General features: G+C 41.5%; 29 protein-coding genes. 26 read left to right on the top strand and 3 right to left on the bottom strand.

Annotated features, from left to right (window positions below):
- Nucleotides 1-53: 53 nt before the first annotated feature.
- The 15 genes from ctaG to ACWPWY_RS16485 all read left to right on the top strand — a co-directional run bounded on the left by ctaG (nt 54) and on the right by ACWPWY_RS16485 (nt 11,815).
- Nucleotides 54-944 carry a cytochrome c oxidase assembly factor CtaG gene (ctaG, locus tag ACWPWY_RS16555; RefSeq protein ID WP_454192651.1) on the top strand — a complete coding sequence of 297 codons (891 nt, stop codon included), beginning with the start codon at nt 54-56 and terminating at the stop codon, nt 942-944.
- A 69-nt stretch (nt 945-1,013) separates the two neighbouring features.
- Complete coding sequence (locus tag ACWPWY_RS16550; RefSeq protein WP_454192650.1) at nt 1,014-1,478, top strand: DUF420 domain-containing protein; 465 nt, start codon at nt 1,014-1,016, stop codon at nt 1,476-1,478.
- A gap of 238 nt (nt 1,479-1,716) precedes the next feature.
- Nucleotides 1,717-2,448: a hypothetical protein gene (locus ACWPWY_RS16545; RefSeq protein ID WP_454192649.1), complete on the top strand. Its 732-nt coding sequence runs from the start codon at nt 1,717-1,719 to the stop codon at nt 2,446-2,448.
- A gap of 84 nt (nt 2,449-2,532) precedes the next feature.
- Nucleotides 2,533-2,940 carry a GntR family transcriptional regulator gene (locus tag ACWPWY_RS16540; RefSeq protein WP_454192648.1) on the top strand — a complete coding sequence of 136 codons (408 nt, stop codon included), beginning with the start codon at nt 2,533-2,535 and terminating at the stop codon, nt 2,938-2,940.
- Nucleotides 2,937-3,863: an ATP-binding cassette domain-containing protein gene (locus ACWPWY_RS16535; RefSeq protein ID WP_454192647.1), complete on the top strand. Its 927-nt coding sequence runs from the start codon at nt 2,937-2,939 to the stop codon at nt 3,861-3,863. The genes ACWPWY_RS16540 and ACWPWY_RS16535 overlap by 4 nt, the downstream gene beginning before the upstream one ends.
- Nucleotides 3,860-4,762, top strand: coding sequence for an ABC transporter ATP-binding protein (locus ACWPWY_RS16530; protein ID WP_454192646.1), 903 nt, complete (start codon nt 3,860-3,862; stop codon nt 4,760-4,762). The genes ACWPWY_RS16535 and ACWPWY_RS16530 overlap by 4 nt, the downstream gene beginning before the upstream one ends.
- Nucleotides 4,755-6,068 carry an ABC transporter permease gene (locus ACWPWY_RS16525; RefSeq protein ID WP_454192645.1) on the top strand — a complete coding sequence of 438 codons (1,314 nt, stop codon included), beginning with the start codon at nt 4,755-4,757 and terminating at the stop codon, nt 6,066-6,068. The genes ACWPWY_RS16530 and ACWPWY_RS16525 overlap by 8 nt, the downstream gene beginning before the upstream one ends.
- 42 nt (nt 6,069-6,110) lie before the next feature.
- A complete protein-coding gene (locus ACWPWY_RS16520) occupies nt 6,111-7,316 on the top strand; it encodes a TraB/GumN family protein (protein ID WP_454192644.1) in 1,206 nt (401 codons plus the stop codon).
- Between the two features lie 329 nt (nt 7,317-7,645).
- Complete coding sequence (locus ACWPWY_RS16515; RefSeq protein WP_454192643.1) at nt 7,646-8,557, top strand: decaprenyl-phosphate phosphoribosyltransferase; 912 nt, start codon at nt 7,646-7,648, stop codon at nt 8,555-8,557.
- 32 nt (nt 8,558-8,589) lie between these two features.
- Nucleotides 8,590-9,219, top strand: a complete 630-nt coding sequence (locus ACWPWY_RS16510; protein ID WP_454192642.1) for an HAD-IB family hydrolase — start codon at nt 8,590-8,592, stop codon at nt 9,217-9,219.
- Nucleotides 9,216-9,542: an EamA family transporter gene (locus ACWPWY_RS16505; protein ID WP_454192641.1), complete on the top strand. Its 327-nt coding sequence runs from the start codon at nt 9,216-9,218 to the stop codon at nt 9,540-9,542. Before ACWPWY_RS16510 ends, ACWPWY_RS16505 begins: the two co-directional genes overlap by 4 nt.
- On the top strand, nt 9,529-9,852 hold the full coding sequence (locus ACWPWY_RS16500) for an EamA family transporter (protein ID WP_454192640.1): 324 nt from the start codon (nt 9,529-9,531) through the stop codon (nt 9,850-9,852). The genes ACWPWY_RS16505 and ACWPWY_RS16500 overlap by 14 nt, the downstream gene beginning before the upstream one ends.
- A gap of 24 nt (nt 9,853-9,876) precedes the next feature.
- Nucleotides 9,877-10,185, top strand: a complete 309-nt coding sequence (locus ACWPWY_RS16495; RefSeq protein WP_454192639.1) for a hypothetical protein — start codon at nt 9,877-9,879, stop codon at nt 10,183-10,185.
- 341 nt (nt 10,186-10,526) lie between these two features.
- A complete protein-coding gene (locus ACWPWY_RS16490) occupies nt 10,527-11,162 on the top strand; it encodes a DUF6080 domain-containing protein (RefSeq protein WP_454192638.1) in 636 nt (211 codons plus the stop codon).
- A gap of 128 nt (nt 11,163-11,290) precedes the next feature.
- Nucleotides 11,291-11,815 carry an HPP family protein gene (locus ACWPWY_RS16485; protein ID WP_454192637.1) on the top strand — a complete coding sequence of 175 codons (525 nt, stop codon included), beginning with the start codon at nt 11,291-11,293 and terminating at the stop codon, nt 11,813-11,815.
- Here the strand turns inward: ACWPWY_RS16485 and ACWPWY_RS16480 are convergent.
- Nucleotides 11,812-12,720, bottom strand: coding sequence for a LysR family transcriptional regulator (locus ACWPWY_RS16480; RefSeq protein WP_454192636.1), 909 nt, complete (start codon nt 12,718-12,720; stop codon nt 11,812-11,814). The two genes, ACWPWY_RS16485 and ACWPWY_RS16480, sit on opposite strands and share 4 nt — an antisense overlap.
- 235 nt (nt 12,721-12,955) lie before the next feature.
- Between ACWPWY_RS16480 and ACWPWY_RS16475 the strand changes: the two genes are divergently transcribed.
- The 9 genes from ACWPWY_RS16475 (at nt 12,956) to ACWPWY_RS16435 (ending at nt 21,370) form a co-directional block, all read left to right on the top strand.
- Nucleotides 12,956-13,549 (top strand): ankyrin repeat domain-containing protein, encoded by a 594-nt coding sequence (locus ACWPWY_RS16475; protein ID WP_454192916.1) that lies wholly within the window; start codon nt 12,956-12,958, stop codon nt 13,547-13,549.
- Between the two features lie 48 nt (nt 13,550-13,597).
- Entirely contained in the window at nt 13,598-14,983 is a 1,386-nt protein-coding gene (locus ACWPWY_RS16470) for a uracil/xanthine transporter (protein ID WP_454192635.1), read from the top strand.
- Nucleotides 14,984-15,262: 279 nt separating this feature from the next.
- Nucleotides 15,263-15,592, top strand: a complete 330-nt coding sequence (locus ACWPWY_RS16465) for a four-helix bundle copper-binding protein (protein WP_454192634.1) — start codon at nt 15,263-15,265, stop codon at nt 15,590-15,592.
- A 105-nt stretch (nt 15,593-15,697) separates the two neighbouring features.
- Nucleotides 15,698-15,910, top strand: a complete 213-nt coding sequence (locus tag ACWPWY_RS16460; protein ID WP_454192633.1) for a TM2 domain-containing protein — start codon at nt 15,698-15,700, stop codon at nt 15,908-15,910.
- A gap of 378 nt (nt 15,911-16,288) precedes the next feature.
- Nucleotides 16,289-17,596: a hemolysin family protein gene (locus tag ACWPWY_RS16455; protein ID WP_454192632.1), complete on the top strand. Its 1,308-nt coding sequence runs from the start codon at nt 16,289-16,291 to the stop codon at nt 17,594-17,596.
- A gap of 72 nt (nt 17,597-17,668) precedes the next feature.
- Nucleotides 17,669-18,715 (top strand): hemolysin family protein, encoded by a 1,047-nt coding sequence (locus ACWPWY_RS16450; protein ID WP_454192631.1) that lies wholly within the window; start codon nt 17,669-17,671, stop codon nt 18,713-18,715.
- Nucleotides 18,716-18,859: 144 nt separating this feature from the next.
- Nucleotides 18,860-19,297 (top strand): MarR family winged helix-turn-helix transcriptional regulator, encoded by a 438-nt coding sequence (locus ACWPWY_RS16445; protein WP_454192630.1) that lies wholly within the window; start codon nt 18,860-18,862, stop codon nt 19,295-19,297.
- Nucleotides 19,298-19,351: 54 nt separating this feature from the next.
- Complete coding sequence (locus tag ACWPWY_RS16440; protein WP_454192629.1) at nt 19,352-20,293, top strand: ring-cleaving dioxygenase; 942 nt, start codon at nt 19,352-19,354, stop codon at nt 20,291-20,293.
- A gap of 21 nt (nt 20,294-20,314) precedes the next feature.
- A complete protein-coding gene (locus tag ACWPWY_RS16435; RefSeq protein WP_454192628.1) occupies nt 20,315-21,370 on the top strand; it encodes an LLM class flavin-dependent oxidoreductase in 1,056 nt (351 codons plus the stop codon).
- A 105-nt stretch (nt 21,371-21,475) separates the two neighbouring features.
- Here ACWPWY_RS16435 and ACWPWY_RS16430 read toward each other — a convergent pair whose 3' ends face one another.
- Both ACWPWY_RS16430 and ACWPWY_RS16425 read right to left on the bottom strand, forming a co-directional pair.
- On the bottom strand, nt 21,476-22,006 hold the full coding sequence (locus ACWPWY_RS16430) for a GNAT family N-acetyltransferase (RefSeq protein ID WP_454192627.1): 531 nt from the start codon (nt 22,004-22,006) through the stop codon (nt 21,476-21,478).
- Nucleotides 22,007-22,027: 21 nt separating this feature from the next.
- Complete coding sequence (locus ACWPWY_RS16425; protein ID WP_454192915.1) at nt 22,028-24,001, bottom strand: glycoside hydrolase family 127 protein; 1,974 nt, start codon at nt 23,999-24,001, stop codon at nt 22,028-22,030.
- An 83-nt stretch (nt 24,002-24,084) separates the two neighbouring features.
- Between ACWPWY_RS16425 and ACWPWY_RS16420 the strand changes: the two genes are divergently transcribed.
- Together ACWPWY_RS16420 and ACWPWY_RS16415 are read left to right on the top strand one after the other, a co-directional pair.
- Nucleotides 24,085-24,951 carry a helix-turn-helix domain-containing protein gene (locus tag ACWPWY_RS16420; protein WP_454192626.1) on the top strand — a complete coding sequence of 289 codons (867 nt, stop codon included), beginning with the start codon at nt 24,085-24,087 and terminating at the stop codon, nt 24,949-24,951.
- 102 nt (nt 24,952-25,053) lie between these two features.
- A complete protein-coding gene (locus ACWPWY_RS16415; RefSeq protein ID WP_454192625.1) occupies nt 25,054-25,290 on the top strand; it encodes a DUF6953 family protein in 237 nt (78 codons plus the stop codon).
- Nucleotides 25,291-25,362: the final 72 nt, after the last annotated feature.

Raw genomic sequence — 25,362 nt, 5'->3', positions numbered from 1 at the left:
CCTTTTCATAAAGCCATTTATTTACTGTCATGAAGCAACGCAGGAGGGAAATTATGCTCGGACTAGAATACTTTAGTTTTGAGGACGTATGGAGTCCATTATTTATGGCTTTGATGCTGATACTGACAGCACTTTATTTTGTATTAGTTGGTCCCCTTGCTTATGGTGCAGGGATAGCAGAGAAGACGACTTCACGGCAGAAGGTCATGTTTGTATGCGGGATGTTTATTCTCTACATGGCACAAGGCGGCCCAATTAGTCTACTCGGACATACCATGTTCACCTTTCATATGATCAGTATGGCGCTGTCCTATATTGCTGCACCGCCGTTGCTGATGAGAGGGATACCGTCCTGGGTTTGGCGTAAAGTTCTTGACTATCCACTGATCAGTTTTTTTTCTTTTCTAGGTAAACCGATTGTGGCGGCACTTTTATTTAACGGACTATTTTCGATCTATCATATACCGGTCGTGCATGACTACGTCATGCTGAACTTTGCGGTTCATAGACTTTATTACATCGTTCTATTCATTGCGTCGCTCCTGATGTGGGGATCATTAGTGCATCCCGTTCCTGAGCGAGATCGAGGATCAAGCCTTGCTAAGATCGGGTTTATTTTTCTGAACATGGTACTGCTTACGCCTGCCTGCGGACTGATTATCTTTGCTTCAGAACCGCTTTTTGCAACTTACAGTGATCCAAACGTCTGGGCAGCTGCGATGGGGTACTGTTACTCTGGTAATCCGCAGGATCTCTTGCAATCGGTCGGCGGACCTTCTTACTTTAATTTGTTACCGAACGCACAGCAGGATCAACAGGTAGGCGGAGTGATCATGAAGATGATTCAAGAGTTGATTTTTGGAATTATGCTCGCGTATGTCTTTTTTCAGTGGTATAAGAAAGAACGACTTGAAGAGGAAGAGATTATACCAAACGTATCGTAAGCAGGCAGAACGGAGATATAGGAGATTGCGTAAAAATTCACCAGCATGAAGAACACGGGGGGAAGGAACATGGACTTATATTTTTGGCTGCCTACACTAAGTACGGCTTTTATCGTGATAAGTGCAGTACTGGTGGGGATCGGATGGGTACTTATTATTCGAGGGAAACGAGAAGCGCATAAGAAAATGATGCTTGCCGGTGCCTGGGCAGCAATTCTGTTCTTCATTATCTACAGTTCGCGCACCATCATTGTAGGAAATACGGCTTGGGGCGGTCCAGATGATTTGAAATTATTCTATCAAGTGTTTCTTATTTTTCATATTGTAATGGCTACCGTGGGCGCTATATTCGGTATTACAACCCTCCTATGGGGCTACAAAAAAAAGTATGCTAAACATAGGCGGCTCGGAAGAGTAACTTCCATGATCTGGTTTTTCACTGCTACAACAGGGGTTCTTGTGTATACACTGCTCTATATCCTTTATCCAGGAGGACATACAAAGCCTGTCTGGGAAGTTATTATAGGTGCTTAAAGATATAGAGTATGAAAGATTAATGATATGAATGAACAAGCAAAAGAATAATGAAATACGAGTAAAGGAGACAAGCGTCTCCTTTTTTTTGTGCAATAAAATCATGTCTTCAAGTGTGTGTTTATCATTTTTTTAATTTATGGAATAAAAAGGTTGACTGAGTTGTACTTTGGTTTATATACTGTGTATAAAGATATATACAGTAATCACACCTAGTTTCGGTGGAGGGGATGAAATCATGAATTCGACAATATGGAAGCAAGCTTGGTGGTTGACTAAAACGGATTTTAAGCGAGATCGGCTGAACTGGATCTGGACAATTCTGTTCACTTTATACATTGCGGCAATTTCCGGAAGCTTCCTTACGGGTACGGGGTTACGAGAAATGAAAGCGCAGGATTACACGTTAGTAGTACATAATATATTCCTGCTGCTTACTCCGTTTCTAGGCTTCTTCCTCTCAAGAAGATCATTCCGGTATTTACAGGATGACTCTTATACACAGATGTTATCGTATATGCGAAGATTACCCATCCCAGCATCTACCATTATATGGAGCCGCATATTTCAGATGCTGGTTGCTTTTGCCGTAAACGGTGTCATCTTTTTCACTTTGATCTATTTTCTCACTCTGCGGGCAGAACAATTCAGGTTTGATCAAGTTCTCGCTTTCTCACTACTATGGATTGGGTATGGAGTTGTTGCAAACGCCTTTTATATATACTCAGAGTTCGCAATGAATGGAAAACTTTGTTTTTTATTAGGCATCATTAGTTTTATAGTACTATCTTTCATTGCGCTCACGATATCCATACTTGATTGGAACCTGATTCAGTTTTCGATAGAGCATAGTCAGAAGTGGGGGTTACTGGCTCCAGGGATGTGGATCATGCTCATATCTGGAATCCTCCTAATGACACTCGCTTTTAAACGTACGAAGAAAAGATTGTTACTGCGAGATGTAAGCTAATATCTGCCTTCACTTTGTTCGAGGACAGGGAGTGAACATAGCAGAGAAAGAATAATTATTTGTAGAGAAGGGGGAGGCAATCGCGTGCACATACCTATACAGATCAATGAGAATAGCGCTGAACCCTTATATTCCCAGATAGAGAATCAATTGCGTTCGCTTATTATTACAGGCCAAATCAAGGAGGGTACGTTATTGCCCTCGATTCGTGAATTAGCAGGCAATCTTAGCTGTAGTGTCATTACAGTCCGAAGGGTATATCAAGATCTGGAGAATGAAGGTTTGCTCCGTACGAAGCAAGGTACAGGAACCTTTGTTGCTCAGGTAGGGATAGATAAAAAAGAAGTTTATAAACAGGGTGCAGTAAGAGAGGCTTTGACTCAGGCCGTGCAGGTAGGCAAATCTGTTGGCAGCACTCGTGAAGAACTGGAACACTGCTTTTCTGAAGTGATGAATGAGTTCTATACGGAGAAGGGGGAGAACGAGAAATGACCGAGTACTCAGTAATCTCCATGCAAGGGGTGTATAAGTCAAGAAAAGGAAAAGCGATTGGACCCATTCATCTAGACCTTCTTGAAGGATATATTTATGCCCTTGTCGGCCCAAATGGTTCAGGAAAAACGACACTTCTGAGTATGCTTCAGAAAGTTGTGCTTCCTGAAGCAGGACACATTTTATGGTTTGGTGAGCAGTATGATAAGAAGGAACTTCCACCAGAGATTCGCGAAAAAATAGGATCAGTCACCGAGTATTCAAGTCCAGAGGAAGATCGACTTACGGTGGAAGAAGCAGCTGAATTCCGAGCTTTCTGGTATCCCACTTGGGATGCCGCTTTATTCGAAGGACTGCTTACCAAGTTTGACGTACCCCGAGGCAGCAGATTAAAGAAAATGTCTAAGGGAGAACGGCGCAAGTTTGAGATAGCCGCTGCGCTTGCTACACGGCCTAAGCTGCTTATTTTGGATGAACCGTCTTCGGGGCTTGACCCTTTTTCATGGAAGCAGATGCTTAAGGAACTCCAGCTGTACATGCAGCAAGGGAATACCACGATTATTATTGCGACTCATATCGTGGATGAGATTAAGAAGCTGGCAGATTACATTATCCTGATGTACAAAGGACAGACACTCGGCATGGTGGAGAAGGATCTTTTGCTGGATAGCTGGCGAGAGATCTGGTACGAAGGAGAGATCAAACCGGCTCATCTGCCGGGTGTTCTGGAATGGTCAGAGGAAAGCGGACACATCCGTAGAATCGTTACAACGCGTGCGGAAGATGTCCTTGAAGTATTAAAAGAAGCAGGGCTGCTGCCGCTGAAGGCAAGAGTACTGGATCTAGACGAAGTTCTAATGTATTGGATTCAGGGGCATGGACCTGCAGGCTGGGAAATGAAAAAGGGGGAGCATATCAAATGAATCGACTCGAACTGAACCAAGTAATGAAGCAGTATGGAGACAAACTTGCCGTAAATGGGGTCACTCTTTCCGTGAAAGAAGGAGAAATCTATGGATTGCTTGGTGCCAATGGGGCAGGAAAAACAACGACAATGCGTATGGTGCTTGGACTCATTTATCCCGATGGTGGTCAGATCAGCTATAACGGAAAATCATTCAGTCCTGAACTTCAGCACTTGATGGGTTATTTGCCTGAAGAACGGGGGATGTATCCAAAAGTTAAGGTGAGTGAGCAGATTAATTACTTGGGGCGTCTACGAGGAATGTCAGCAAAAGAGGCAGATGAAAGCCTAAAATACTGGCTTAAGAAATTTGAAGTGCCTGAGTACTACGACAAACGAATTGAAGAACTCTCTAAAGGGAATCAGCAGAAAATGGGGTTCATCGCTGCCGTCGTCCACCGCCCGCAAATCCTGATATTAGATGAAGCATTTAGTGGACTTGATCCCGTTAATGTGGAGCTGCTCAAATCAACGGTAAAAGAAATGCGGGATGAGGGAACTTCCATCTTGTTCTCGACACACCGAATGGAGCACGTCGAAGAGCTGTGTCAAAATATCACAATACTTCATCGCGGTAATTCTGTAGTAGAGGGTAGTATTCGGGAGATTAAATCCAGATACCCGCGGGAACAGGTACGTCTGATCACCTCAGAAGAGGTAAGTGGACTGGAGTTAATTCCAGGTGTGACGAAGGTGGAACGAATGGAGCGAGGTTATCTGATTACGATTCGTTCTATGGAGGCGGCTCAGCTTGTACTGCAAAAAGCATTACAAACCGCCACAGTGGAGCATTTTGAGATCAAAGAACCTACACTGAATCAAATCTTTATCAAGGAGGTAGGAACAGGTAATGAATAAACTTGGGACGATTATCGGATTTACCTACAAGCAGAAGGCAAAGACCAAAGCTTTTAAAGTGACGACTCTTATCCTTGTCATTCTGATGACGATTGGTATGAATCTGCCTTATCTTATTTCCTCTTTTACTGGTGAAAAAGAAGATAGCAGCGGAACGCAAGCAGCAGGTGTTCCATCCATTGGTCTTGTGATAACGGACCCAGAGCAGCAGGGAGTAGGGGACGAGCTTGAGTTGTATAATGATGGTCTGCTCAACCCCGCATTTAAGCTTATATCCTACGAGTCAGCCGATGAATCGAAGCTAAATGAGGATGTAAACGAGGGAGTTATTGACGGCTATGTAACTCTTGAGAACACGGAAGGATCTGCATCGCCTTTGGCTACCTACTATTCTCCGGATGGGGATGTTTCTTCCGAAGTGGTAACATGGCTGCAGCTTGCCATTCAAAATGCGAAAACAAAAGTGATCGCACAAAACTTGCTTACTGAACAACAAGTTGCAGACATCAGCACACCGGTATCCCTGATTACGAAAGAAATTAATGTAGAAAATAGTTCAGGAACTGCAGAGACAGAGGATGCCGCTTCACAAGGTGTTAACTATGCATTTGTCTATGTGCTTATGATTCTGTTCTTTTTCTCTACCGTGATGACAGGGAATATGATTGCTTCCGAAATTACAGCAGAGAAAAGCTCACGGATTATGGAAATCCTCATCACCAGTGTGTCTCCACTGACACAAATGTTTGGTAAAATCATCGGTATTTTCTTGCTGAGTTTGACACAGATTGGGATCTTCGGACTTACCATCTTCGCAAATCTCATGTTACCTCACAATAAAGAAATGCTCAGTACCATGAACATCGATTTATCTTTGCTTAATTTGGATGTACTGATTTATGGACTTCTCTTCTATATCTTTGGATATTTCTTGTATGCGGTTCTGTTCGCTGCGATTGGTTCGATTGTCAGCCGTACAGAAGACTTAGGTCAGGCGCTTACGCCAATGACGATGCTGTCTCTAGCTGCTTTCTATATCGGAATTTTCAGCATGGGAACGCCGAATAGCCTGCTTGTTCAAATCGCAAGTTACGTGCCGTTCACTGCTCCAACGGTCATGATCCTTCGGGTCGGGATGGGAGAGATCGCGGTATGGGAGATATGGGTATCCTTAATCATTCTGATTGTAGCCATCTTAGGTTTTGGATGGTTGTCAGCGAAAATTTATCGTACAGGTGTGCTGATGTACGGCAAACGTCCGAGCGTAGCTGAACTTCGTAAAGCGATGAAAGCTTTTAAAATGTAATTATATTCTTTTATTCATATCATAAATGAAGGAGAATATAACATGAACCATTGGAAAAAATCGCTCTTATCGCTCATTATTTCAGCGGGTATGATCGCCTCAGCGGCCCCTGCATTGGCTGAACCACAGCAACCGGTACTAAAGATAAATGATCAGAAAGTTAAATATGCAACAAGTACACCTATTGTTGACCAGGGCACAACGATGGTACCGCTGAGAACAACATTCGAGGCGATGAATGTTAAGCTGTCCCATGTCCAGAATGGAACCATTCAAGCAGTTGTTGACGGCAAGCAGATTACATTGAAAAGTAGAACAAAGTTGATTAACGGAGTAACCTATGTTCCCATTCGTACCGTGGGTGAAGCCGCAGGTTACGAAGTACATTGGGATAAGAAGTCCCGCACGGTGCTTTTGGTTTCCAAAACAACGGGAGAAGCTGCCCGCGGTTTCATGTGGGAAGTGAAGAACAACGGGAATACCGTATATCTCGTAGGATCGATGCATATTGCGGATGATAGTTTTTATCCACTGCGTTCAGAGTATGAGGAAGCTTTTGCTGAAGCGGATTATCTAGGTGTAGAGGTCGATATTAGTAAAGCCGCGGATGAAGAGCAACAAAAACGAATAATGAATCTGGGGATATATCAGGACGGGACTACACTAAAAGATCATGTGTCCAAGGAAACATATGCGAAGCTTGAAGAAATTCTAGAGCAAAATGGAATGGAAAAGAACGCATTAGATGCATATAAGCCTTGGGTAGTTGAGTCAACGATCATTAATCTGATAGCAATGAAAGCAGGTTACGAAGCGGCTGCAGGTATTGATCTGTATTTCATCCAGAAAGCGATGGAGCGGAAAATACCAGTTCTGGAGCTAGAATCCTATGAGTCCCAACTTGGCATGTTTGATGGTTTCTCCAAGGAGTTGCAGGAACGGAATTTGAAGACTGCGCTAGGCAATTTAGATACCTTTGATGATAGTGTGGACCAAATGGCTGATATGTGGAAATCAGGGAATGATGAAATGTTACTTGAATTCACGAACAGCATGTCTATTGACCCCGAGTATAACAAAGCGATGTTGATCGATCGAAATATCGTAATGGCGGATAAAATCGACGGTTACCTGAAAAGTGACAAGAAAGAAGAATATTTCATTGTTGTTGGTGCAGGACACTATCTAGGTGAACATGGCGTTATAAAGCTTCTTCAGGATAAAGGGTACACTGTCGTTCGCAAATAAAAGGCTGACCGTATGGTCTGCCACTGGCTTTAAATAGCTACCACACGCAGACTAAGATACCCAAGTGTGAGGGGAGTCAGGATACAGCACACGGCGGCACACGAAATAAGTTACAGCCAGGCGACCGTAATAGTCGCCTGGTTTATTTTATTTGCAAGTCTATAGATATAAGAATTATATGGATTTTAGTCAAATAGTATATTAAGATTGTAGCTGTTGTAAATTTTAGTTAATACAATTAATTCCATATAGAATTTTACATATATAAAGTTAGCAAATACTCACGGGCTCTATTATGGTAAAGGAAATATCTAGGGGGAAACTCAGTCATGTCACTAGGAACACATAAAGAAAACAAAGCGATACCTCAAGTAAATAATATATTTTTGTTGTTAATGAGACAATTACGAATCAAACAGTGGACGAAGAATGTACTTATCTTCTCGGTGTTAATCTTCTCATTGGATCATTTCAGTATGCTGAACTTTGTGAATACGGTTATTGGATTCATCCTTTTTTGCTTTGTTTCCGGGAGTGTCTATATTCTAAACGATTATGTTGATATCGAAGCTGATAAAATACATCCGACGAAGAAAAATCGACCGATGGCTTCTGGCGAACTTAACCCGAAGTTCACTATATTATTTGGGATTGTCTTATTAACACTATCAATAGTTATGTCTCTATTTCTTAGTTATCTCTTTACGATTGTTCTTGTAACCTACTTCATTATAAATGTGTTGTATTCTTTAAAACTGAAAGAAGTCGTGATCATTGACATTATGATTATTGCTGCCGGGTTTGTTTTACGAGCTTTGGCGGGTGGACTCATCATCAACGTGAACATTACTCCTTGGTTTTTGCTATGTACACTTCTCCTATCTCTCTTTCTAGCCATCGGAAAAAGAAGAAATGAGCTATTCATTTTAAACACAGAAAGCACTACACATCGGAAAGTACTTGGGAAATATAATATGATGCTGCTCGATCAACTCATGGTAATTGTAGCTACCTCAACGATTATATGTTATTCCATGTTTACATTTAGCTCTGGCAGGACGATTCACTTAATGTGGACAATTCCACTCGTTATCTATGGTATTTTCCGATATTTATATCTTGTTCATGTGGAAGAGAAAGGTGGATCACCCGATCGAATTCTGCTAGAGGATAAACATATCTTATATACCGTGATCCTATATGTCCTAACCGTTATCGTTATTCTGATAACATTTGAATAATGATTTACTTTTTGCCGAGGAGAGTTTAAAGAATGAAGAAGAATTTTGCTATATTTGATGTCGATCATACGTTAATAACAAGAGACTCTATGTTTCTATTTTTCTGGTTCGGTCTTAAAAAGAAACCACAGTATGTGTTAAATATCATTCCTGTAGTATGGAATACGCTATTATTCAAACTAGGATGGATTAAAGTTTGTGATGTGAAAAAGCACTATTTCTATCTAATCAAAAAGTTAACAGAAACCGATCTCGAAGAGTTTTATGACAATGTATTAAGTAGATTCATATGTGATAACGTGCAGAGCGAACTTATTAAAAAGAAGGAAGAGGGCTACCACATTCTTTTGGTATCTGCGTCACCTTATGCCTATCTAAAGTATTTTGAAATCAAAATGCCTGAGATCGACAAGGTCATCGCGACAGAACTGAACGTGGATGCTGAGGGGAAATACATGAATACAATGAGGGGAGAGAATTGCAACGGAGAGGAGAAGGTGAGAAGAATCAATCAATATCTAGAGCAGAACAATCTTGCTATTCATTTTGAGGAATCCTACGCCTACTCTGACTCTAAAACAGACAAACCGATGTTTCAATTAGGAAAACATAGAAAAATGATCAATAAACGACTTCGACTCATTGAGGATTTCAAAGAATGAACAAATCAAAATATACGGGGATCGGTTTAATTATCCTTTCTTCCTTTATGTCGGCTACGGGTCAATTGTTTTGGAGATGGGGACATGCCGAAGTTATTTATATTTTTATTGGGTTCCTATGTTATTTGATTGGAGCTGTGCTCATGATTAAAGCAATGGGTTTTATTCCCTTGTCTGTGGCAGCGCCTCTGATGTCTATCAGTTATATTCTAGCGCTAGTGTATGGAGTAACCTTCTTCAAGGAAAGTATAAACATCCAAGATATATTTGGGATTGTCTTTATAGGTATAGGAGTGACAATGACTTCTTATGGAAAAAAATAGTTTAGCATATCTACTGGTGTTGATTATGACCATTTTCGGTTCGCTTGGCTCGGTGTTATTTAAAAAGTACTCCTCTGATAAAAAATGGCTTGTCCTCATGCTGGGTTTATCTTTTTATGGAACAGGGTCCTTAATAAATATATATCTATTAGGCATTCTTCCGTATTCAACGGTTGTGATATCGAACGGTTTAACCTTTATATGGACAATCCTATTATCATACGTATTTTTCAAAGAAAATATTAATTTTATTAATATGGTTGGTGCCTTTTTTATAAGTTTAGGATTGTTTTTTATTATTTACTATTAGGATTATTAAATAGGATGGGTGAATATGAACTTTTTTAAATATATTACGAAAGATAAACATCAAAATTATACTGCAATGATTATTTTTCTGGTATTTACAGCTCTATATCTTATTTTGAATTTTCCTTACATCACGTTTATGAGTGATCATGAAAGTTTGCTTCAGCGTTTTAGCCCATTTTACGGAGTGCCGTTTACCTTAAATATTTTTAATTTTGATCCTTCTTTGTACTATGCATTCAATCATGGTTCTGTAGTGCATCCTTTTATTAATTTTTTAACGGTCCCCTTAGCTTATGCGGCAAAGATGACGGTGAATAATTCTTTTTTCTAATTCTTCAATCGGTAATAAATGCAGTTAGTACTTCCGTGTTTTTTATCTATTTGTGCAGACAAAAAGTATCGTATACATACGCTGTGATCTTTACTCTTATCTTTGGTTCCAGTTCCTATTTAATCTTCACCTCACTCATCCCAGATTCTTATTGTTATGCTCAGTGTGGACTTCTAGTTTCTGTCCTGTATTTACAATACTGTAGAACGAATGACAGTCATAGAGTTTTACCAATCGCATTGTTAGGTTTTCTGAATTTTGCTATAACATCCACCAATATTATCCCGTTTTTCATTGCTGTTTTTATTAGTCTTTATAAGAAAAAGGAATGGAGGAACAGCTTGTTGTTAGTCTTGAAAATAGGCATCACATTTTTACTAACAACGATCTTGTTTAGCTTTGTTCAATACCTACTGTTTGATGGGCATACCTGGTTTGAGAAGATAAATACGAATTTAAATAATGCAGGATTCAGTTATGTTGCTCCATTTTCACTCGAACATCATTGGAAGGCTTTTTACATGTTATTCGTTAGTCCCGTCCTGACACCATCGATCACTTTAATAGATCAAGGCATCGTAGCCTTTGCAACAGACATTACCGCAGGGTATTCTATTTATTCCCACTTATTAGGGATTGTCTTGCTGATTTCAGGAGCGGCTTCTATTTTTTATAGAAGAAAAGAAAAAGAAACATGGACATTAATGTCATTTATCCTTTTTGCGGTCATTCTTCATCTTGTTATTGGCTATGGTCTGGGTGTATTTAAATATGATTTATATCTTTATGCAGGGCACTATTTATTTGCTCAGTTATTAATCATCGCTCAAGTAACGAAAATTCTGAATCGTAAAAAGTGGAATTATTTTGTTATGACGATCATGGTAATAAGTCTAATTATAACGATAACAAACAACGTGATTCTTCATTCGAACACACTTGAAGTTATATCAAATGCTTACCTTCAAATGCGATAAAGAGATAATTCACTTAATTTAACCAGCTCATTTTATGAGTTGGTTTTTTATTTTGTAAAAAAACTCTTTACTTTTCTAAAGAAATTTGGTTTTGTATATAAAGAAATTCATAAGGAAAGAGGTAAGCCATGAAACGAATGAACGTCGAAGGGTATCTATTAAAAATGAAAGGAGCAGGCAGCAGTCCACTAAAAATAGATGTAAAAGATTCATTAACTGGACTGATCGGAGGATTCATAACCATCTCGATTCTCGCATTTCTCACAAGTATGACATCTTCTGAATGGTTAATGGCTCCATTTGGAGCAAGCTGCGTACTCGCATTTAGTGTATGGAATGCTCCTTTATCACAGCCTCGTAACATCATCGGCGGTCACTTTGTATCGGCACTCGTTGGGTTAGCAGCCTACCATCTCATTGGTGCTGAACCTTGGGCGATTGGACTTGCGGTGGGCTTAGCCATTTCACTGATGATGTTAACGAAGACCACCCATCCGCCAGCTGGAGCAGACCCCATCATTATTATGCTGGGCGGATATGGTTGGGGTTATCTTGTTTCACCTGTACTCATTGGTTCTCTGATCATCGTGCTCATCGCACTCATCATCAACAATATGCGGAGTAATCGTGCATATCCGACTTTTTGGATCTAGTTATAAGAAGATATAGATGAAGAGGAAGTAAGTAACTCAATTAGTTTTTGAGCAGACTTGCTGAGATAATGCTGCTTTAGCCAGATCACGGCTGAACTAGAAGTGGCTTGAAGACCATTAATTTCATATGTCTGAATATCACGGTTATCATATCGGTGTAATGAGGAACGTGGGAGTATAGATGCTCCAAATCCCGAAGCTACGAGTTCTACCAATATCCCAATATCGGAACATTCTCCGACAATTGCAGGGGAGAGTCCCCGAGCATGAAATTGATCCAAGATTAAATGATAGAGTCCAAGTCCCTCGGTACTAGGAAGGATAAGCGGATATTCGGAAATGACCTCATAAGAAATAGCGCCGTTTGCCGCGATTGATAGAGTAGCAGAATCATCTTTCCCTGTGACGAAGTATAAAGGCTCTGCGCCTACAATTGCATAGTCATAATCTTCGAGCGAAATGGGGAGGCGTACAATCGCGATATCAAGAATCTTTTCTTTTACTAGTTTGGCGAGTATGTTAGTCTCATTCTGCTGAATTTTGAAGGTTACTTTGGGATAAAGGGTGCGAAAAGCACTCAATATTTCAGGAAGCCGCTCATCAGATAGGGTATTAATTCCAATAGAAAGTTTACCTCGTACACCAATTCCAGATTCTTTTACTTCGGCTTTTGCTTCTTCCATCATACGTGTGATGCTGAGTGCATGCTCGTACAGCGTTTTACCCGCAGAGGTAATCTCAAGGTGACGTCCATTTCGATGAAACAGCGGTACACCGAGTTCCGTTTCCATCATCTTTAGCTGCTGACTAAGCGGAGGCTGAGACATGTGGAGCCTTTGTGCAGCGGAAGTCACCTGCAGTTCTTCTGCAAGCGCGATAAAATAACGCAATTGTTTAATATCCATAGGTATGCTCTCCTTGTCGTTATCTATATGAATTCCATATACTTTTGCAAGGTATTAAATATTTTTAATATAGTTATGCTCATGATACCATACAAACATAGCATAGGGATGGAGGGATAATGTGAGGTTGCCTGGAGCAGGAATCATATGTGTACTTGTACTCATGCTTGTAGGTTGTAATAACCCTTCGAATGAACCATCCAGGGAAGTAATAAACAAGGAAGGTGGAGAAGTGATGACAACAGAACTAATCTCGGTAGCTGAACGTGGTGAAACAGACAGAGTTTTAACACTATTAGAATCAGGTGTAGATATAAATACAACCGATGCCAAGGGACGGACAGCGATCCTGGCAGCGACACATAACGATAAGCAAGATACGGTAAAAGCATTGATTGATGCAGGGGCTGACCTGAACCTCCGAGATCAACGGAATGACAATCCACTGCTCTACGCAGGCGCGGAGGGAAGGTTAGAGATTGTGAAGCTAATGGTCGAAGCAGGAGCAGATACGAGTATAACGAACCGTTTTGGCGGTACGGCCCTTATTCCTGCTGCTGACCGAGGTCATGTGGAGATTGTAGACTACTTACTTAAACATTCAGATGTAGACATTGATCATGTCAACGACTTAGGATGGACTGCTCTGCTTGAAGCTGTCATTCTAGGCGATGGCGGGGTAAACCATACCCAAATTGTGAAACTGCTCGTCACACATGGAGCGGATGTTAATCTGGCTGACAGTGATGGGGTTACGCCTTTACAGCATGCCAAGCGGCAAAAATACGCCGAAATCATCTCCATTTTAGAACAGGCAGGAGCCAAATAAAGAGATACAGAAATACGTAATTACGATGGTGAAAGATGGGAAATAGAAATGATGGATCAGTTGAAATCAAGATATTCATTTAGTGTGCTGCTTGCCGGTGTGCAGTGGCTTTTCTTTTTGTTTACAAACACAGTTATGGTACCACTATCCATTGGTCATGCACTTGGGCTTGCGCCGGATGAGATTGCGGGGTCGATGCAACGTTCCTTCATACTGACCGGAATTCTCTGTATCGTACAAGTGATATGGGGGCATCGTTATGCGCTGATGGATGGGCCGGCTGGCGTGTGGTGGGGACTTGTGCTCAGTATATGCGCGTCTGCACCTGCAATGGGACTTTCACTTAGTTCCGTAGCAGCCAGTCTGGCCAGCGGTTTTATTCTATCAAGCATACTGGTTATTATCCTTACGCTGTGTGGCTTTATCAAAGTGCTCCAGCGTATTTTTACGCCAATTGTTATGGGGGTATATTTGCTTCTACTCACATTTCAGCTGGCTAATACCTTTTTTAAAGGCATGATCGGATATGATCAGACTGGAAAATGGGATTTATCGCTTGCCGGTTTGTCACTCTTTATTATTGTGGTTGTCGCTATTATTCATATTAAAGGTAAAGGTAAATTCGGACAGTTCTCTTTGCTGAGCGGAATTGTGGTCGGCTGGATCGCTTATGCAATCTTGTTCGGAGGGGGAGAGAGTGCACGCTCTGTTGCTGAAGGAGCAAATGGGGTGTGGCACTGGTTTCCATGGGGAACACCAGAACTGGAGCCGGGAATTATCGTAGTTGGTCTAATTGCCGGCCTGGTGAATATGACGAACACTTTAACGAGCTTAATCGCAGCAAGTAAAATGTATCAGAGAGAAACGACAGAGAAACAGTACAGAAGATCATTTCTGTTCACGAATCTCTTTTCCATTCTGGGGGGATGCCTTGGGCTCATTCCGTTTGGTACGTTTGCTTCCTCTATTGGTTTTCTCGAAAATACGAAAGTACTGCGGCGAGCTGCTTTATTCGCAGGCTCCGTTATGTTTATCTTTGTAGGGGTATTTCCTTCTCTCAGCGGATGGTTAGCGCAGCTTCCTTTATCCGTAGGAAACGCAGTGCTCTTTGCGGCTTACTTGCAGATGTTTGGTACAGCGATTCGGACGTTCCAAGGAGCAGTTTTCAATCCAAAAACGATCTATCGTGTAGCTCTTCCGGTACTCATAGGAATCAGTATCATGAATATACCGTCTTCTGCGTTTACCGAGTTTCCACCGCTGCTAACACCGATTCTGTCTAATGGACTGATCATTGGCGTCGTCATGGTGATTATCCTAGAGAATTGTGTTCGCTGGGATAAATACGAGACGAAAACATCTGGAAAAGCAGTGAATTCTACAGCTGAACCTATTGCGAGAGAGAAGGTTGCGTCAGCGTCTTCTGCAAATTAATGTATTCGAAATGATCGAATGCATCCTAAATAAAAAGACTTTGTTGTAAAGTATACTTTAGATTTTAAGGCCAATCTGCTCGATCCTAACAAGGGTCGGGCAGTTTTTTTTGCCTGATGAAAATGGGGCTTAACGATGGGAGTAGGAAAACTTCTTTTAAGGGGTAACTGCATTATATTAAATAGGTAAATATTAACAGTAGTTAATGTATTTCGACCTTGGGTAAGTATAGAGTAGGGATTTACTCTATTTATATTAACCCGAGAGGAGTGGCGTACGATGACGCATCAAAATTACAAAGAATGTATCGAAGAGTGCTTAAAATGTATGGTTGCTTGTAACCATTGTTATTCATCTTGCTTGAATGAAGAGGATATGGCAATGATGAAAGAATGCATCCGCCTAGACCGAGAATGTGCAGATCTATGTGAGTTTGCAGCGCATGCGATGTCAATGAATAGTAGTTATGCGAAAGCCATATGTCTAGCTTGTGCAGAGGCCTGCGAAGCATGCGGTAACGAATGCAAAAAACATGACCACGATCATTGTCAGCAATGTGCAGAGGCATGTTTTGCTTGTGCAAAAGTTTGCCGTGAAATGGCTGCTTAATAATCGTTTATAAAGAGGTGGAAAAAGGTGGGCTCTGTATTGAACAGAGGACATCTTTTTCGTTTTTTTCATATGATTCAATGCGAAAGCTTAGGGGTGAAAGAAATGAAGAATAAAGTGGTAGCTGGTGTACTTGGCATTCTCCTTGGGTCATTAGGTATACATAAGTTTTATTTAGGGAGAATTGGTTGGGGTATCGTGTACCTCCTTTTCTCATGGACGGCTATACCAGGATTTCTAGGGCTGATTGAGGGAATCATTTACCTCGTAAAATCGGATGAAGATTTTAATTCCAAATATAATAGCAAGTATGTATAATAGATTTAACAACAGCCATTTCACGGTACCATACCGGAAATGGCTGTTTTGTTTTTAGTTTATCAGCAATTGCTCTGGTTAAATTCTTCTAATTTCAATACGATAAAAAGGTGAACTTACCGTTCTCTTACGAAAGTGTAATCTAAGTATGTTTAGAGATTTATAGATTTTATGGTATTGTTGAAACAACCAAACCATGACGGAAAGCTGTATGGTTTGGTTGTTTTCATTTAATACAGAGATGAAAAAGGAGGCTGGGCTCATTGGGAAGGCGATTTTGCATACATATCAAAATGCGGGTGTAAACCGTTTTTTGAATGAGTTAGGAATATTTCAGATCATATTTTTGGAGGTGAATCCCTCAGCTGAGGGAAGTCATTGGACATTGTAACCATTACGAATTTATTCTTGCTTCTTATATTAATTGGACTCACTGCTTTTTTCGTTGCATCCGAATTTGCTGTTGTTAAAATACGTATGTCTCAGATCGACCAACTCATTGCCGAAGGCAATAAAAAAGCAGTTTTAGCGAAGAAGGTCGTCGCTGATCTAGATTATTATCTTTCAGCCTGTCAATTAGGTATTACGGTGACGGCGCTCGGACTAGGGGCTCTAGGAAAACCGACGGTTGAACGCTTATTATATCCATTATTTGATTACCTGCATGTACCAGAATCGATTGCTTCTGTTGCTTCTTATGCTATTGCTTTTAGTTTCGTAACTTTTTTACATGTAGTAGTGGGTGAGATGGCACCGAAGACAGTAGCGATTCAATATGCTGAGAAGATAACCATGTTACTTGCTGCACCGCTTTATTGGTTTGGTAAGGTTATGTATCCGTTCATTTGGGTATTGAATGGGGCATCACGTACCCTTCTTCGTGCTTTTGGTGTAAAGCCTGCGGAACATGATCAGGCATATTCGGAAGATGAACTGCGAATTATTATGAATCAAAGTTATGAAGGCGGCGAGATTAACCAGACGAAGCTTGCCTATATGGAAAATGTTTTTTCTTTTAACGAGCGTGTTGCCAGAGACATCATGGTTCCTAGGACAGAACTGATTACTTTAGATCAGGATATGGAGTATGTCGATATCATTCCTATTCTAGATCAATACAATTACTCCCGTTATCCTGTCATTGAGGCAGGGGACAAAGATCGAATTGCAGGGGTAGTGAATGTAAAGAAGATGCTGCCGTATATTGTTGCTGAAAAAGAGAGCAAACTTTCGGATTTCATCCGGGAACTTCCTTATGTTGTTGAAAACACAAGAATTCAGGATGCGATGATCAAAATGAAGCAGCAACAAGTGCATATGGCCGTCGTTATAGATGAATATGGAGGTACATCCGGCATTCTTACCATGGAAGATATATTAGAAGAAATTGTAGGCGAAATTCGTGATGAATTTGATGCGGATGAAGTAGCCGATATACAAAAAACAGGGGAGCATGAGTATTTGATTAGCGGGCGTGTCCTCCTGGACGAATTGGAGAAGCAGTTTGGTTTCATCTTTGAGGGTGATGAAGAGATGGATACCATCGGAGGTTGGATTCAATACCAAAAAGGAACGACGGTTGAGACCGGTGATGTGATTGAACATGGAGAATTTACATGGACTGTTGCAGAGATGGATAACTATCAGATTAAACAAGTTATTCTTCAGCGTGTTCATCATGAATAGAGGGATTCTCTTTTGATGAAAGAAAGTAAGATCAATTTCTTGGAGGTGAATCCCTCAGCCTGAGGGAATGAATTGGACGGAATAATTGCGTTAAACTTAGTTTTGGTCGCTGTATTTATTGGACTCACCGCTTTCTTTGTCGGAGCGGAATTTGCAATTCTTAAAGTACGGATGTCCAGAATCGAACAACTGATTGCGGATGGGAATAAAAAAGCAATAACTGCTAAAAAAGTAGCACATGATCTTGATTATTATCTATCCGCCTGTCAGCTCGGTATTACCATTACTGCGCTTGTACTCGGTGCGCTGGGTGAACCGACAGTTGAAAAGATACTGCATCCGATATTTGAACATTTTAATGTACCAGAAGCTCTAGCAACGGTGCTATCATATACCATTGCCCTCGCTATTATTACATTTTTACATGTTGTTATTGGTGAATTGGCACCAAAGACACTCGCAATTCAGTTTGCAGAAAAGATGACATTACTCCTTGCCACACCGCTTTATTGGTTCGGTAAAATTATGTATCCATTCATTTATGGGCTGAATGGTTCTGCTCGGATCTTGCTTCGTATATTTGGGGTGAAACCTTCTGGCCACGATACCGTGTATTCTGAAGAGGAACTTAAGCTGATTGTGAATCATAGTTATGAACGTGGAGAGATCAATCAAATAGAACTGGATTATCTGGAGAACATTTTTGCATTTGATGAGCGGTTGCTTAAAGAAATTATGATCGAACGTGAGCAGATCGTTACTTTAAGTAGTGGAATGTCCCTTAACGAGATGATGGAAGTTCTGAATCAGAATGAATTCACGCGGTATCCCGTCATAGAACAGAGAAATAAACATCGATTTATCGGATTTATTAATACGAAAGAGATGCTGACAAGTTTTGCTGCAGGAAGAGAATGTAGAATGAGTGACTTTATCCATGATATGCCTCGCTTCTCACAGAACGCATCAATTAAAGATGTGCTCATAAAAATGCAGCAAAGTCGTGTTCATATTGCAGCTGTAACAGATGAGAAAGGAACTACAATAGGGCTCGTTACGATGGAAGATATCTTAGAAGAAATTGTCGGAGATATTCGTGACGAAGCGGTGTTGATCTAATAATGGCCTGCCCAGATCTTTGATGATCGGGCAGGCTTCTTTGTTTGAATTATATAATTTATCTTAAATTTAAAATAAAAAGGTTGCTTATTTATCAGTTGAGTAGTAAAGTGATAATAGAAACAATGATTGGAGGGGATGCATATGGAGAAAAACACACTAGGTTCATTAATATGGTTACGTCTAGTGCGCTTTACTCACCAGAGCAATCAATTATCCAATGAATTTTTGAAGCAGTTTGATCTAACGACCGCTCAATTTGATGTTCTTGTGCAAATATCGGTCTACCAACCACTGACTCAATCGGAGCTCGCTGAGAAGGTAACCGTAACACAAGGTGGTATTTCCCGTATGTTAGCAAGGCTTGAGAAAGAGCAGTATATCGAGCGTGAGCAACACTGGAAAACGAAGACGATTCGTTTAACTGAAAAAGGGGAAGAAGCACTTGCCAAAGCAATGTCACAGCAAATTGCATTCCAATCTTCTTTTTTTGATGAAGTACTAGATGAGGAAGAGAAGAAAACATTATATCGATTAATGACACGGGTTCATAAACATAGCCAAACAAAAAAAATGCCATAGCGGTAATTTTTTTCACCATCACTTGATTAGTCAATTAACAAAGGAGAGATTATTATGTATACCATTTCAGGCCATCATCATATTTCTATGCTCACGAAAGACGCGAAAGAAAATAATCAGTTTTATACAAAGGTACTAGGTTTACGCAGAGTGAAAAAGACGGTCAATCAAGATGACCCTAGTATGTATCATCTGTTTTACGGTGATGTAACGGGGAGTGCAGGAACAGAACTATCCTTTTTTGAAATGCCTCGTGTGGGGAGCACGATTCGTGGAACGAATAGCATTAGCCAAATTGGACTACTTGTCCCATCCTATGAGAGTTTGATTTTTTGGAAAAATAGATTCGAGTCACTTCATGTACATCACGGAGAAATCACTCAATATGCGGGTAAAGATGCGCTGCAGTTTGAGGATAACGAAGGACTAAGAATGATCCTGCTGAACAATGAGGGCTTAGAAATTCCGGAATACTGGTCAGCATGGGGAGATTCCCCTGTCTCGTCAGAGCATCGTATATTGGGGCTTGGTGCAATTGAATTAACCGTACGTTATGCAGATCGATTAGACAAAACCTTAAAGGAACTCCTCGGTTATGTAGAGGCATCTCGTTCGGAGCATGCAGTCGTGTATCAATCCGTAGCCGGGCAATCCTTTGGAGAGATTGTAGTGAAACAGCAAGAAGGACCTATGGAAAAACCGGGAAAAGGCAGCATTCATCATATTGCAATTCGTGTAAAGAACGAAGAAGATTTGCGCTATTGGGATAAGGTTATTAACGAACAGGGATTCCGCACTTCAGGAATCATTGACCGCTTCTACTTCCAAAGTTTATATTTCCGTGAATCAAATGGGATTTTATTTGAAATGGCCACAGATGGGCCAGGATTTACAGCAGATGCGAGTGTGGAGTCGCTTGGAGAAGGACTAGATCTGCCACCTTTCTTAGAAGAGAGACGTGCCGAGATTGAAGCGAACTTACAACCAATCGATTGATTACGAAGGAGAGATATGAAGATGGAACAATACCGGATAGACACAAATAAAGGCATTGAATTTGGGTTATATTCTATTGGTGAGCATGTAATTGATCCTATGACAGGGAAACGTATTCCTGCACAGCAACGTATTCATGAATTGATTGAAGCGAGTCAATTGGCGGATGAGGCCGGACTGGACGTTTTTGCCGTAGGTGAAAGCCACCAAACTCATTTTACGACACAAGCACATACCGTTATTTTAGGGGCGATTGCACAAGCTACGAAACATATTAAAATAGCGAGTTCAGCAACGGTACTCAGTACATCAGATCCTGTCCGCGTGTATGAAGACTTTGCAACGATCGATTTAATATCGGGTGGACGTGCCGAGATTGTTGCAGGACGGGGATCAAGAGTGGGAGCCTATAGCTTGCTCGGATATGATGTTCAGGACTATGAGGAATTGTTTGAAGAGAAAATGGAACTGCTGATGCAACTGAACAAGGAAGAGTTCGTTACATGGGAAGGACAGTTCAGAGCACCACTCAAGCATGCAGGGATATTACCACAACCACTTCATGGTCAAATGCCGATATGGCGGGCAGTTGGTGGACCTCCAGCGAGTGCAATGAAAGCAGGTCATGCAGGAGTTCCTATGATGCTGACCACGCTTGGTGGACCTGCGATAAACTTCAAGCATTCTGTAGATGCTTACCGCATGGCTGCAGAGGAAAGTGGTTTTGATTCTCGTCGTTTACCTGTGGCAACAACTAGCTTGTTCTATACTGCAAAGGATTCACAGGATGCACTTCGCGAATACTACCCTTACCTTAATGCAGGCATGAGAGCACTGAAAGGGAACGGCTATCCGAAGCAGCAATTCACACAAGCAATAGATTACCGAGATGCACTAATGGTGGGCAGCCCGCAGCAAATCATTGAAAAAATGCTGTACCAACATGAATTATATAATCAACAACGTTTCATGGCTGAAATTGATTTTGGTGGATTGCCTATGGATAAAGTGATGAAGAATATTGAGCTGATCGCAACAGAGATTATGCCGGCAGTTAAGAAATATACAGCCAAATGAGCAGGGAGAAGAGATAGCAATCTATGGATGGATCGTGGATTTAAAAGAAGAAGAGCCAAGTCTATTATAGACCTGACTCTTCTTTATGTGTTACTGAGGTACCGGTTACCCTTGATGGATATGTGAATAAACAAAGGCATGATGAGACTTCCCCTGATGGACCATGTAATCACGTAACAAACCTTCTTTTTCAAACCCAAGTTTCAATAGCAATTGACCAGACGCATCATTATTGATAAAAGTGACGGCTCCGATTCGGCTGAGTTCCATCGTATTCTGACCGAAGGTAATAGCCTCACGAATGGCTTCCGATGCATATCCGTTTCTCCAGTGATCTGGATGGACTTCATATCCAATCTCTGCCCTGCGATGTCTTGGAATCCATGAATGAAAGCCGACTGTTCCTATGAACTGTCCGGTATCTTTTCTTACAATCCCCCAGCGAATTCCTCGTCTTTCTCTATAATTGGTATCAAACAAAGCGACGATTTCTTCTGCTTGCTCAAGGCTCTCCAAGTTTTCTCTTCCATAATAGCGTGTTACTTCTGACATGGAGAGATATTCGTAGATAGAAACAGCATCCTGTATTGTTATCTCTCTCATGATAAGACGTTTGGTTTCTAGGACCGGAAACAAGGGATCACTCCTTCTGTTAATTTAAGACTGTTCTCGAATCCAGACCTGCATCTCTCCCGGAGTGCGGTTGCCCCATAAGGTGTAGGGAACAGCCAGCAGCCGCTGAGCTTCCTGTTTCGGTGGTGCAGTGGAGTAGAGAGTATCTTGATGTTCGGTATCTTCTTCCTGACGGATACCGTCCATTTCAAGGAATACAATTTCATCATTCCATATGCCGGTTACTTCACGAATTTCAGCGTCTGCGGGCAGACGAACGGATGTCAGTGGAGAGATGTTATCCATTTCTTCTAGACAATATACGAGCGGACCGCGCTGAAGGGCTACACGTCCTGCATTTGCTCTCACGTTTGAGTGAGAATACAGCCGCCGTGCCTGCATATCAAAATGAACGGACAGCTGATCGCCTTGCTTCCATGTGCGTTTGAAGTAGGCATATCCATCACGAAGTTCAGCCGTAATTTCTTCTCCATTCACGCTGAAGGAGGTATCATGAGACCAGGATGGGACACGTATAGCTAGAGTGAATACTCCATCGCCTTCTACTGCCCCGATTTGTAAGCTGGCTAGTCCTTTCCAAGGTAATTCACTGGTAAGCTTAATTGTCGCTTTGCTAGAGCCTAGCGCTACTTGTGTTTCATTGCCGATATATAGATGGGTATAAAGCGTATCCTCGCTTGAAGTGAAGATGTATGAGCCAAGGGAAGATAACAAGCGAGCAACGTTAGGAGGACAGCAAGCACAGCCATACCATTTTTGACGAACCGCCTTCACATGATGTTTGCCTGGGTTTCCTTTGCTTGCTTCCGGCCATACTTCCATCGGATTCACATAGAAATAATGTTGTCCATCCCCAGCAATTCCGGCAGTAACCGTATTGTAGAGTGCGCGCTCCATTACATCGGCGTATTCCCCTTTCATCTCAGCTTGAAGCATGCGTCTAGCAAAGAAAATAAGGCCAATAGATGCACAGGTTTCGGAATAATTCGTATCATTAGGCAGGTCATAGTCAAAAGTGAAGGCTTCCCCATGATGGGTTGAACCGATGCTGCCATTCACATACATTTGCTTATGGACAATGTTATTCCACAATCTTTTGCAAGCATTCAGTAGTTCATGATCCCCCTTAAGAATGGCTAAATCCGCCATTGCCGTATACATATAAACCGCACGTACCGCATGGCCTACCGCTACTTCTTGTTCCCGAACGGGTTTGTGTGCCTGCCAATATTCGAGGGTAGGGAATTCTTTCTGTACAAGATCACCTGTCCAGAACGTTTTCCGTCCCCGGCTTTCCCACTCTGCACGGAAAAAGCTTGGTTCTTGACCTCTTTCATCAATAAAGAAAGAACTGAGATCGAGGTATTTTGTATCACCTGTTACTTGGTACAGCTTAATAAGAGCAAGCTCAATCTCTTGATGACCATCATATCCTCGAATTTTACCTGGCTCCGGTCCATATGTAAGACAGATGAAGTCAGCAAATTTCTTTGCTACGTCCAAAAGCTTCGTTTTGCCTGTACCTTCGTAATACGCAACGGCTGCTTCAATTAAATGACCAGCAGTATAAAACTCATGACAGTCTTGTAGATTGGTCAGGCGTTTTTCCGGTGCAGCAACCATGAAATAAGTATTGATGTAACCGTCTTCATCTTGTGCAGCAGCAATTAAATCAATAGCTTCATCAGCGACCTTGGCAAGGTCCGGGTCCGGGGAAGCTGATAGGGAGAAGCCCACGGCTTCGAGCCATTTATACAGGTCCGTGTCCTGAAATACAAAGCCGTGGAACTCGCCTTCCTCTAGTCCAGCAGCAATGCGGAAATTACGAATGGCTCTGCTTGGTTCGGCGTCAGGGATCGCATCATTTAGTGCATCCCATTGGTAAGGGATAACGGTATTTTTAACAAGTTCAACATAAGGAGTCCAATAGGAATCGTTAATGGCTATATTTTTTAGCGGTAAGGGTTGTGATCGAAACGAACGGGATACTTTATTCATGGTTTCACTCTCCATTTCATGATCTTTTATTACATCATAGATCAGAATGCTCCCCTTTGTCGGTAGAAGGTAAGGTATAATAGGTGTCAAAAACTGACCTCCTAATGAGAGGGAAGGAGAAGATCGATTTGTTGTCTCTTTATTTGCATCAGCCCTATACTTTTGTAATGGGCGGGCGCTTTTTATCGGATGAGTCTTGGTCTCATATGGACCGGACGATCGAAGATTATGAACTGATTATTGGCGTATCCGGGGTGATTTTTATCGAAGTAAATGGGTTAATGTATGAAGTGAAGGAAGGGGATGTTCTGCTGCTTGAACCTGGAGAAAGACACCGTGGGTACAAGCTTTCCCAGCCTGGAGTTTCATTTTACTGGTTTCATTTTTTATTACCTGAACAAGCACCCTCTGATGTAGCAGAATCATACGGACAAATTCCAAGGTATGCAAGATGCCCAAATCCAAACCGAGTGCATATTTTAGCACGTCAGCTTTTGCATGCAGGGAGCGGCGGGTACCGAATAGGGAGAGCAGGAGACTATTTTCTGACCACACTTCTCATTGAACTCGCAGAACAGCTCCAAGATGCAGACGAGTATTCGGCACTGAATCCGCAGCTCCCCGAACTTCTTGAATGGATTCGTCTGCACGCACAAAGTGAAGATATCTCGGTAGAGAAAATAGCAGATCATATGGGATATAACAAAGATTATTTATCTCGTATGTTCAAGAAAAGATTTGGTGTTGGCGTGCTGGGTTACATTCACCGATTAAAGCTGGATGCAGCAAAAGAAGCTCTGACGGGCACAAACTTACATATTAAAGAAGTTGCCGCCCTCGTCGGGATAAAGGATGATAAGCAGTTTGCTAAATGGTTCAAGCGCTTGGCCGGTGTGACCCCAACATCGTACCGAAGGGAATTCCGTCTGACCAAGCTGAATAAGGAGTAAGTGAATAAAGCGACGATGATGAATAGGAACAAATAGACCTGTAATGTGTTAAAATGAATGAAAATCTAAAGTGTCACATGGAATTGAAAGGAAAGATAAAGAATGTCATATACAGCTGAACAGGTAGCCGAATGGATGGTAGAGGAAATACGTTTTAAGGGCAATTTATATCAAGAAGAGGCCATTCGCTATGTGCGGGAACATTTTGGAGAGGAATTTGTATTTGTTAATGAGAATGGGAATGCCTCTTTGGAGAAAGAAGTGAAGAAAGCTTTCCGTAAACTTCATAAGGGACGAATCGCCTGGGATCGTGACGGATTTGTGTGGGGCTGGACCTAAGAGGAATAAAAACGCGATCCGTGAATGGGTCGTGTTTTTTTTACTTACATCTCATGAAATGAGTTTTCAGGG

Source organism: Paenibacillus sp. Marseille-Q7038 (assembly GCF_965111595.1).
The sequence above is the reverse complement of the archived record's forward strand: the minus strand, read 5'-3'. Positions and strand labels throughout refer to the sequence as shown.

Coding starts and splice junctions, on each gene's coding strand:
- ACWPWY_RS16470 (WP_454192635.1), top strand. CDS start 13,598: ATGATGGATCAGTTGAAATCAAGATATTCATTTAGTGTGCTGCTTGCC.
- ACWPWY_RS16500 (WP_454192640.1), top strand. CDS start 9,529: ATGGAAAAAAATAGTTTAGCATATCTACTGGTGTTGATTATGACCATT.
- ACWPWY_RS16475 (WP_454192916.1), top strand. CDS start 12,956: ATGACAACAGAACTAATCTCGGTAGCTGAACGTGGTGAAACAGACAGA.
- ACWPWY_RS16435 (WP_454192628.1), top strand. CDS start 20,315: ATGGAACAATACCGGATAGACACAAATAAAGGCATTGAATTTGGGTTA.
- ACWPWY_RS16485 (WP_454192637.1), top strand. CDS start 11,291: ATGAAACGAATGAACGTCGAAGGGTATCTATTAAAAATGAAAGGAGCA.
- ACWPWY_RS16510 (WP_454192642.1), top strand. CDS start 8,590: ATGAAGAAGAATTTTGCTATATTTGATGTCGATCATACGTTAATAACA.
- ACWPWY_RS16530 (WP_454192646.1), top strand. CDS start 3,860: ATGAATCGACTCGAACTGAACCAAGTAATGAAGCAGTATGGAGACAAA.
- ACWPWY_RS16515 (WP_454192643.1), top strand. CDS start 7,646: ATGTCACTAGGAACACATAAAGAAAACAAAGCGATACCTCAAGTAAAT.
- ACWPWY_RS16495 (WP_454192639.1), top strand. CDS start 9,877: ATGAACTTTTTTAAATATATTACGAAAGATAAACATCAAAATTATACT.
- ACWPWY_RS16480 (WP_454192636.1), bottom strand. CDS start 12,720: ATGGATATTAAACAATTGCGTTATTTTATCGCGCTTGCAGAAGAACTG.
- ACWPWY_RS16445 (WP_454192630.1), top strand. CDS start 18,860: ATGGAGAAAAACACACTAGGTTCATTAATATGGTTACGTCTAGTGCGC.
- ACWPWY_RS16525 (WP_454192645.1), top strand. CDS start 4,755: ATGAATAAACTTGGGACGATTATCGGATTTACCTACAAGCAGAAGGCA.
- ACWPWY_RS16425 (WP_454192915.1), bottom strand. CDS start 24,001: ATGAATAAAGTATCCCGTTCGTTTCGATCACAACCCTTACCGCTAAAA.
- ctaG (WP_454192651.1), top strand. CDS start 54: ATGCTCGGACTAGAATACTTTAGTTTTGAGGACGTATGGAGTCCATTA.
- ACWPWY_RS16550 (WP_454192650.1), top strand. CDS start 1,014: ATGGACTTATATTTTTGGCTGCCTACACTAAGTACGGCTTTTATCGTG.
- ACWPWY_RS16465 (WP_454192634.1), top strand. CDS start 15,263: ATGACGCATCAAAATTACAAAGAATGTATCGAAGAGTGCTTAAAATGT.
- ACWPWY_RS16535 (WP_454192647.1), top strand. CDS start 2,937: ATGACCGAGTACTCAGTAATCTCCATGCAAGGGGTGTATAAGTCAAGA.
- ACWPWY_RS16460 (WP_454192633.1), top strand. CDS start 15,698: ATGAAGAATAAAGTGGTAGCTGGTGTACTTGGCATTCTCCTTGGGTCA.
- ACWPWY_RS16415 (WP_454192625.1), top strand. CDS start 25,054: ATGTCATATACAGCTGAACAGGTAGCCGAATGGATGGTAGAGGAAATA.
- ACWPWY_RS16440 (WP_454192629.1), top strand. CDS start 19,352: ATGTATACCATTTCAGGCCATCATCATATTTCTATGCTCACGAAAGAC.
- ACWPWY_RS16545 (WP_454192649.1), top strand. CDS start 1,717: ATGAATTCGACAATATGGAAGCAAGCTTGGTGGTTGACTAAAACGGAT.
- ACWPWY_RS16520 (WP_454192644.1), top strand. CDS start 6,111: ATGAACCATTGGAAAAAATCGCTCTTATCGCTCATTATTTCAGCGGGT.
- ACWPWY_RS16505 (WP_454192641.1), top strand. CDS start 9,216: ATGAACAAATCAAAATATACGGGGATCGGTTTAATTATCCTTTCTTCC.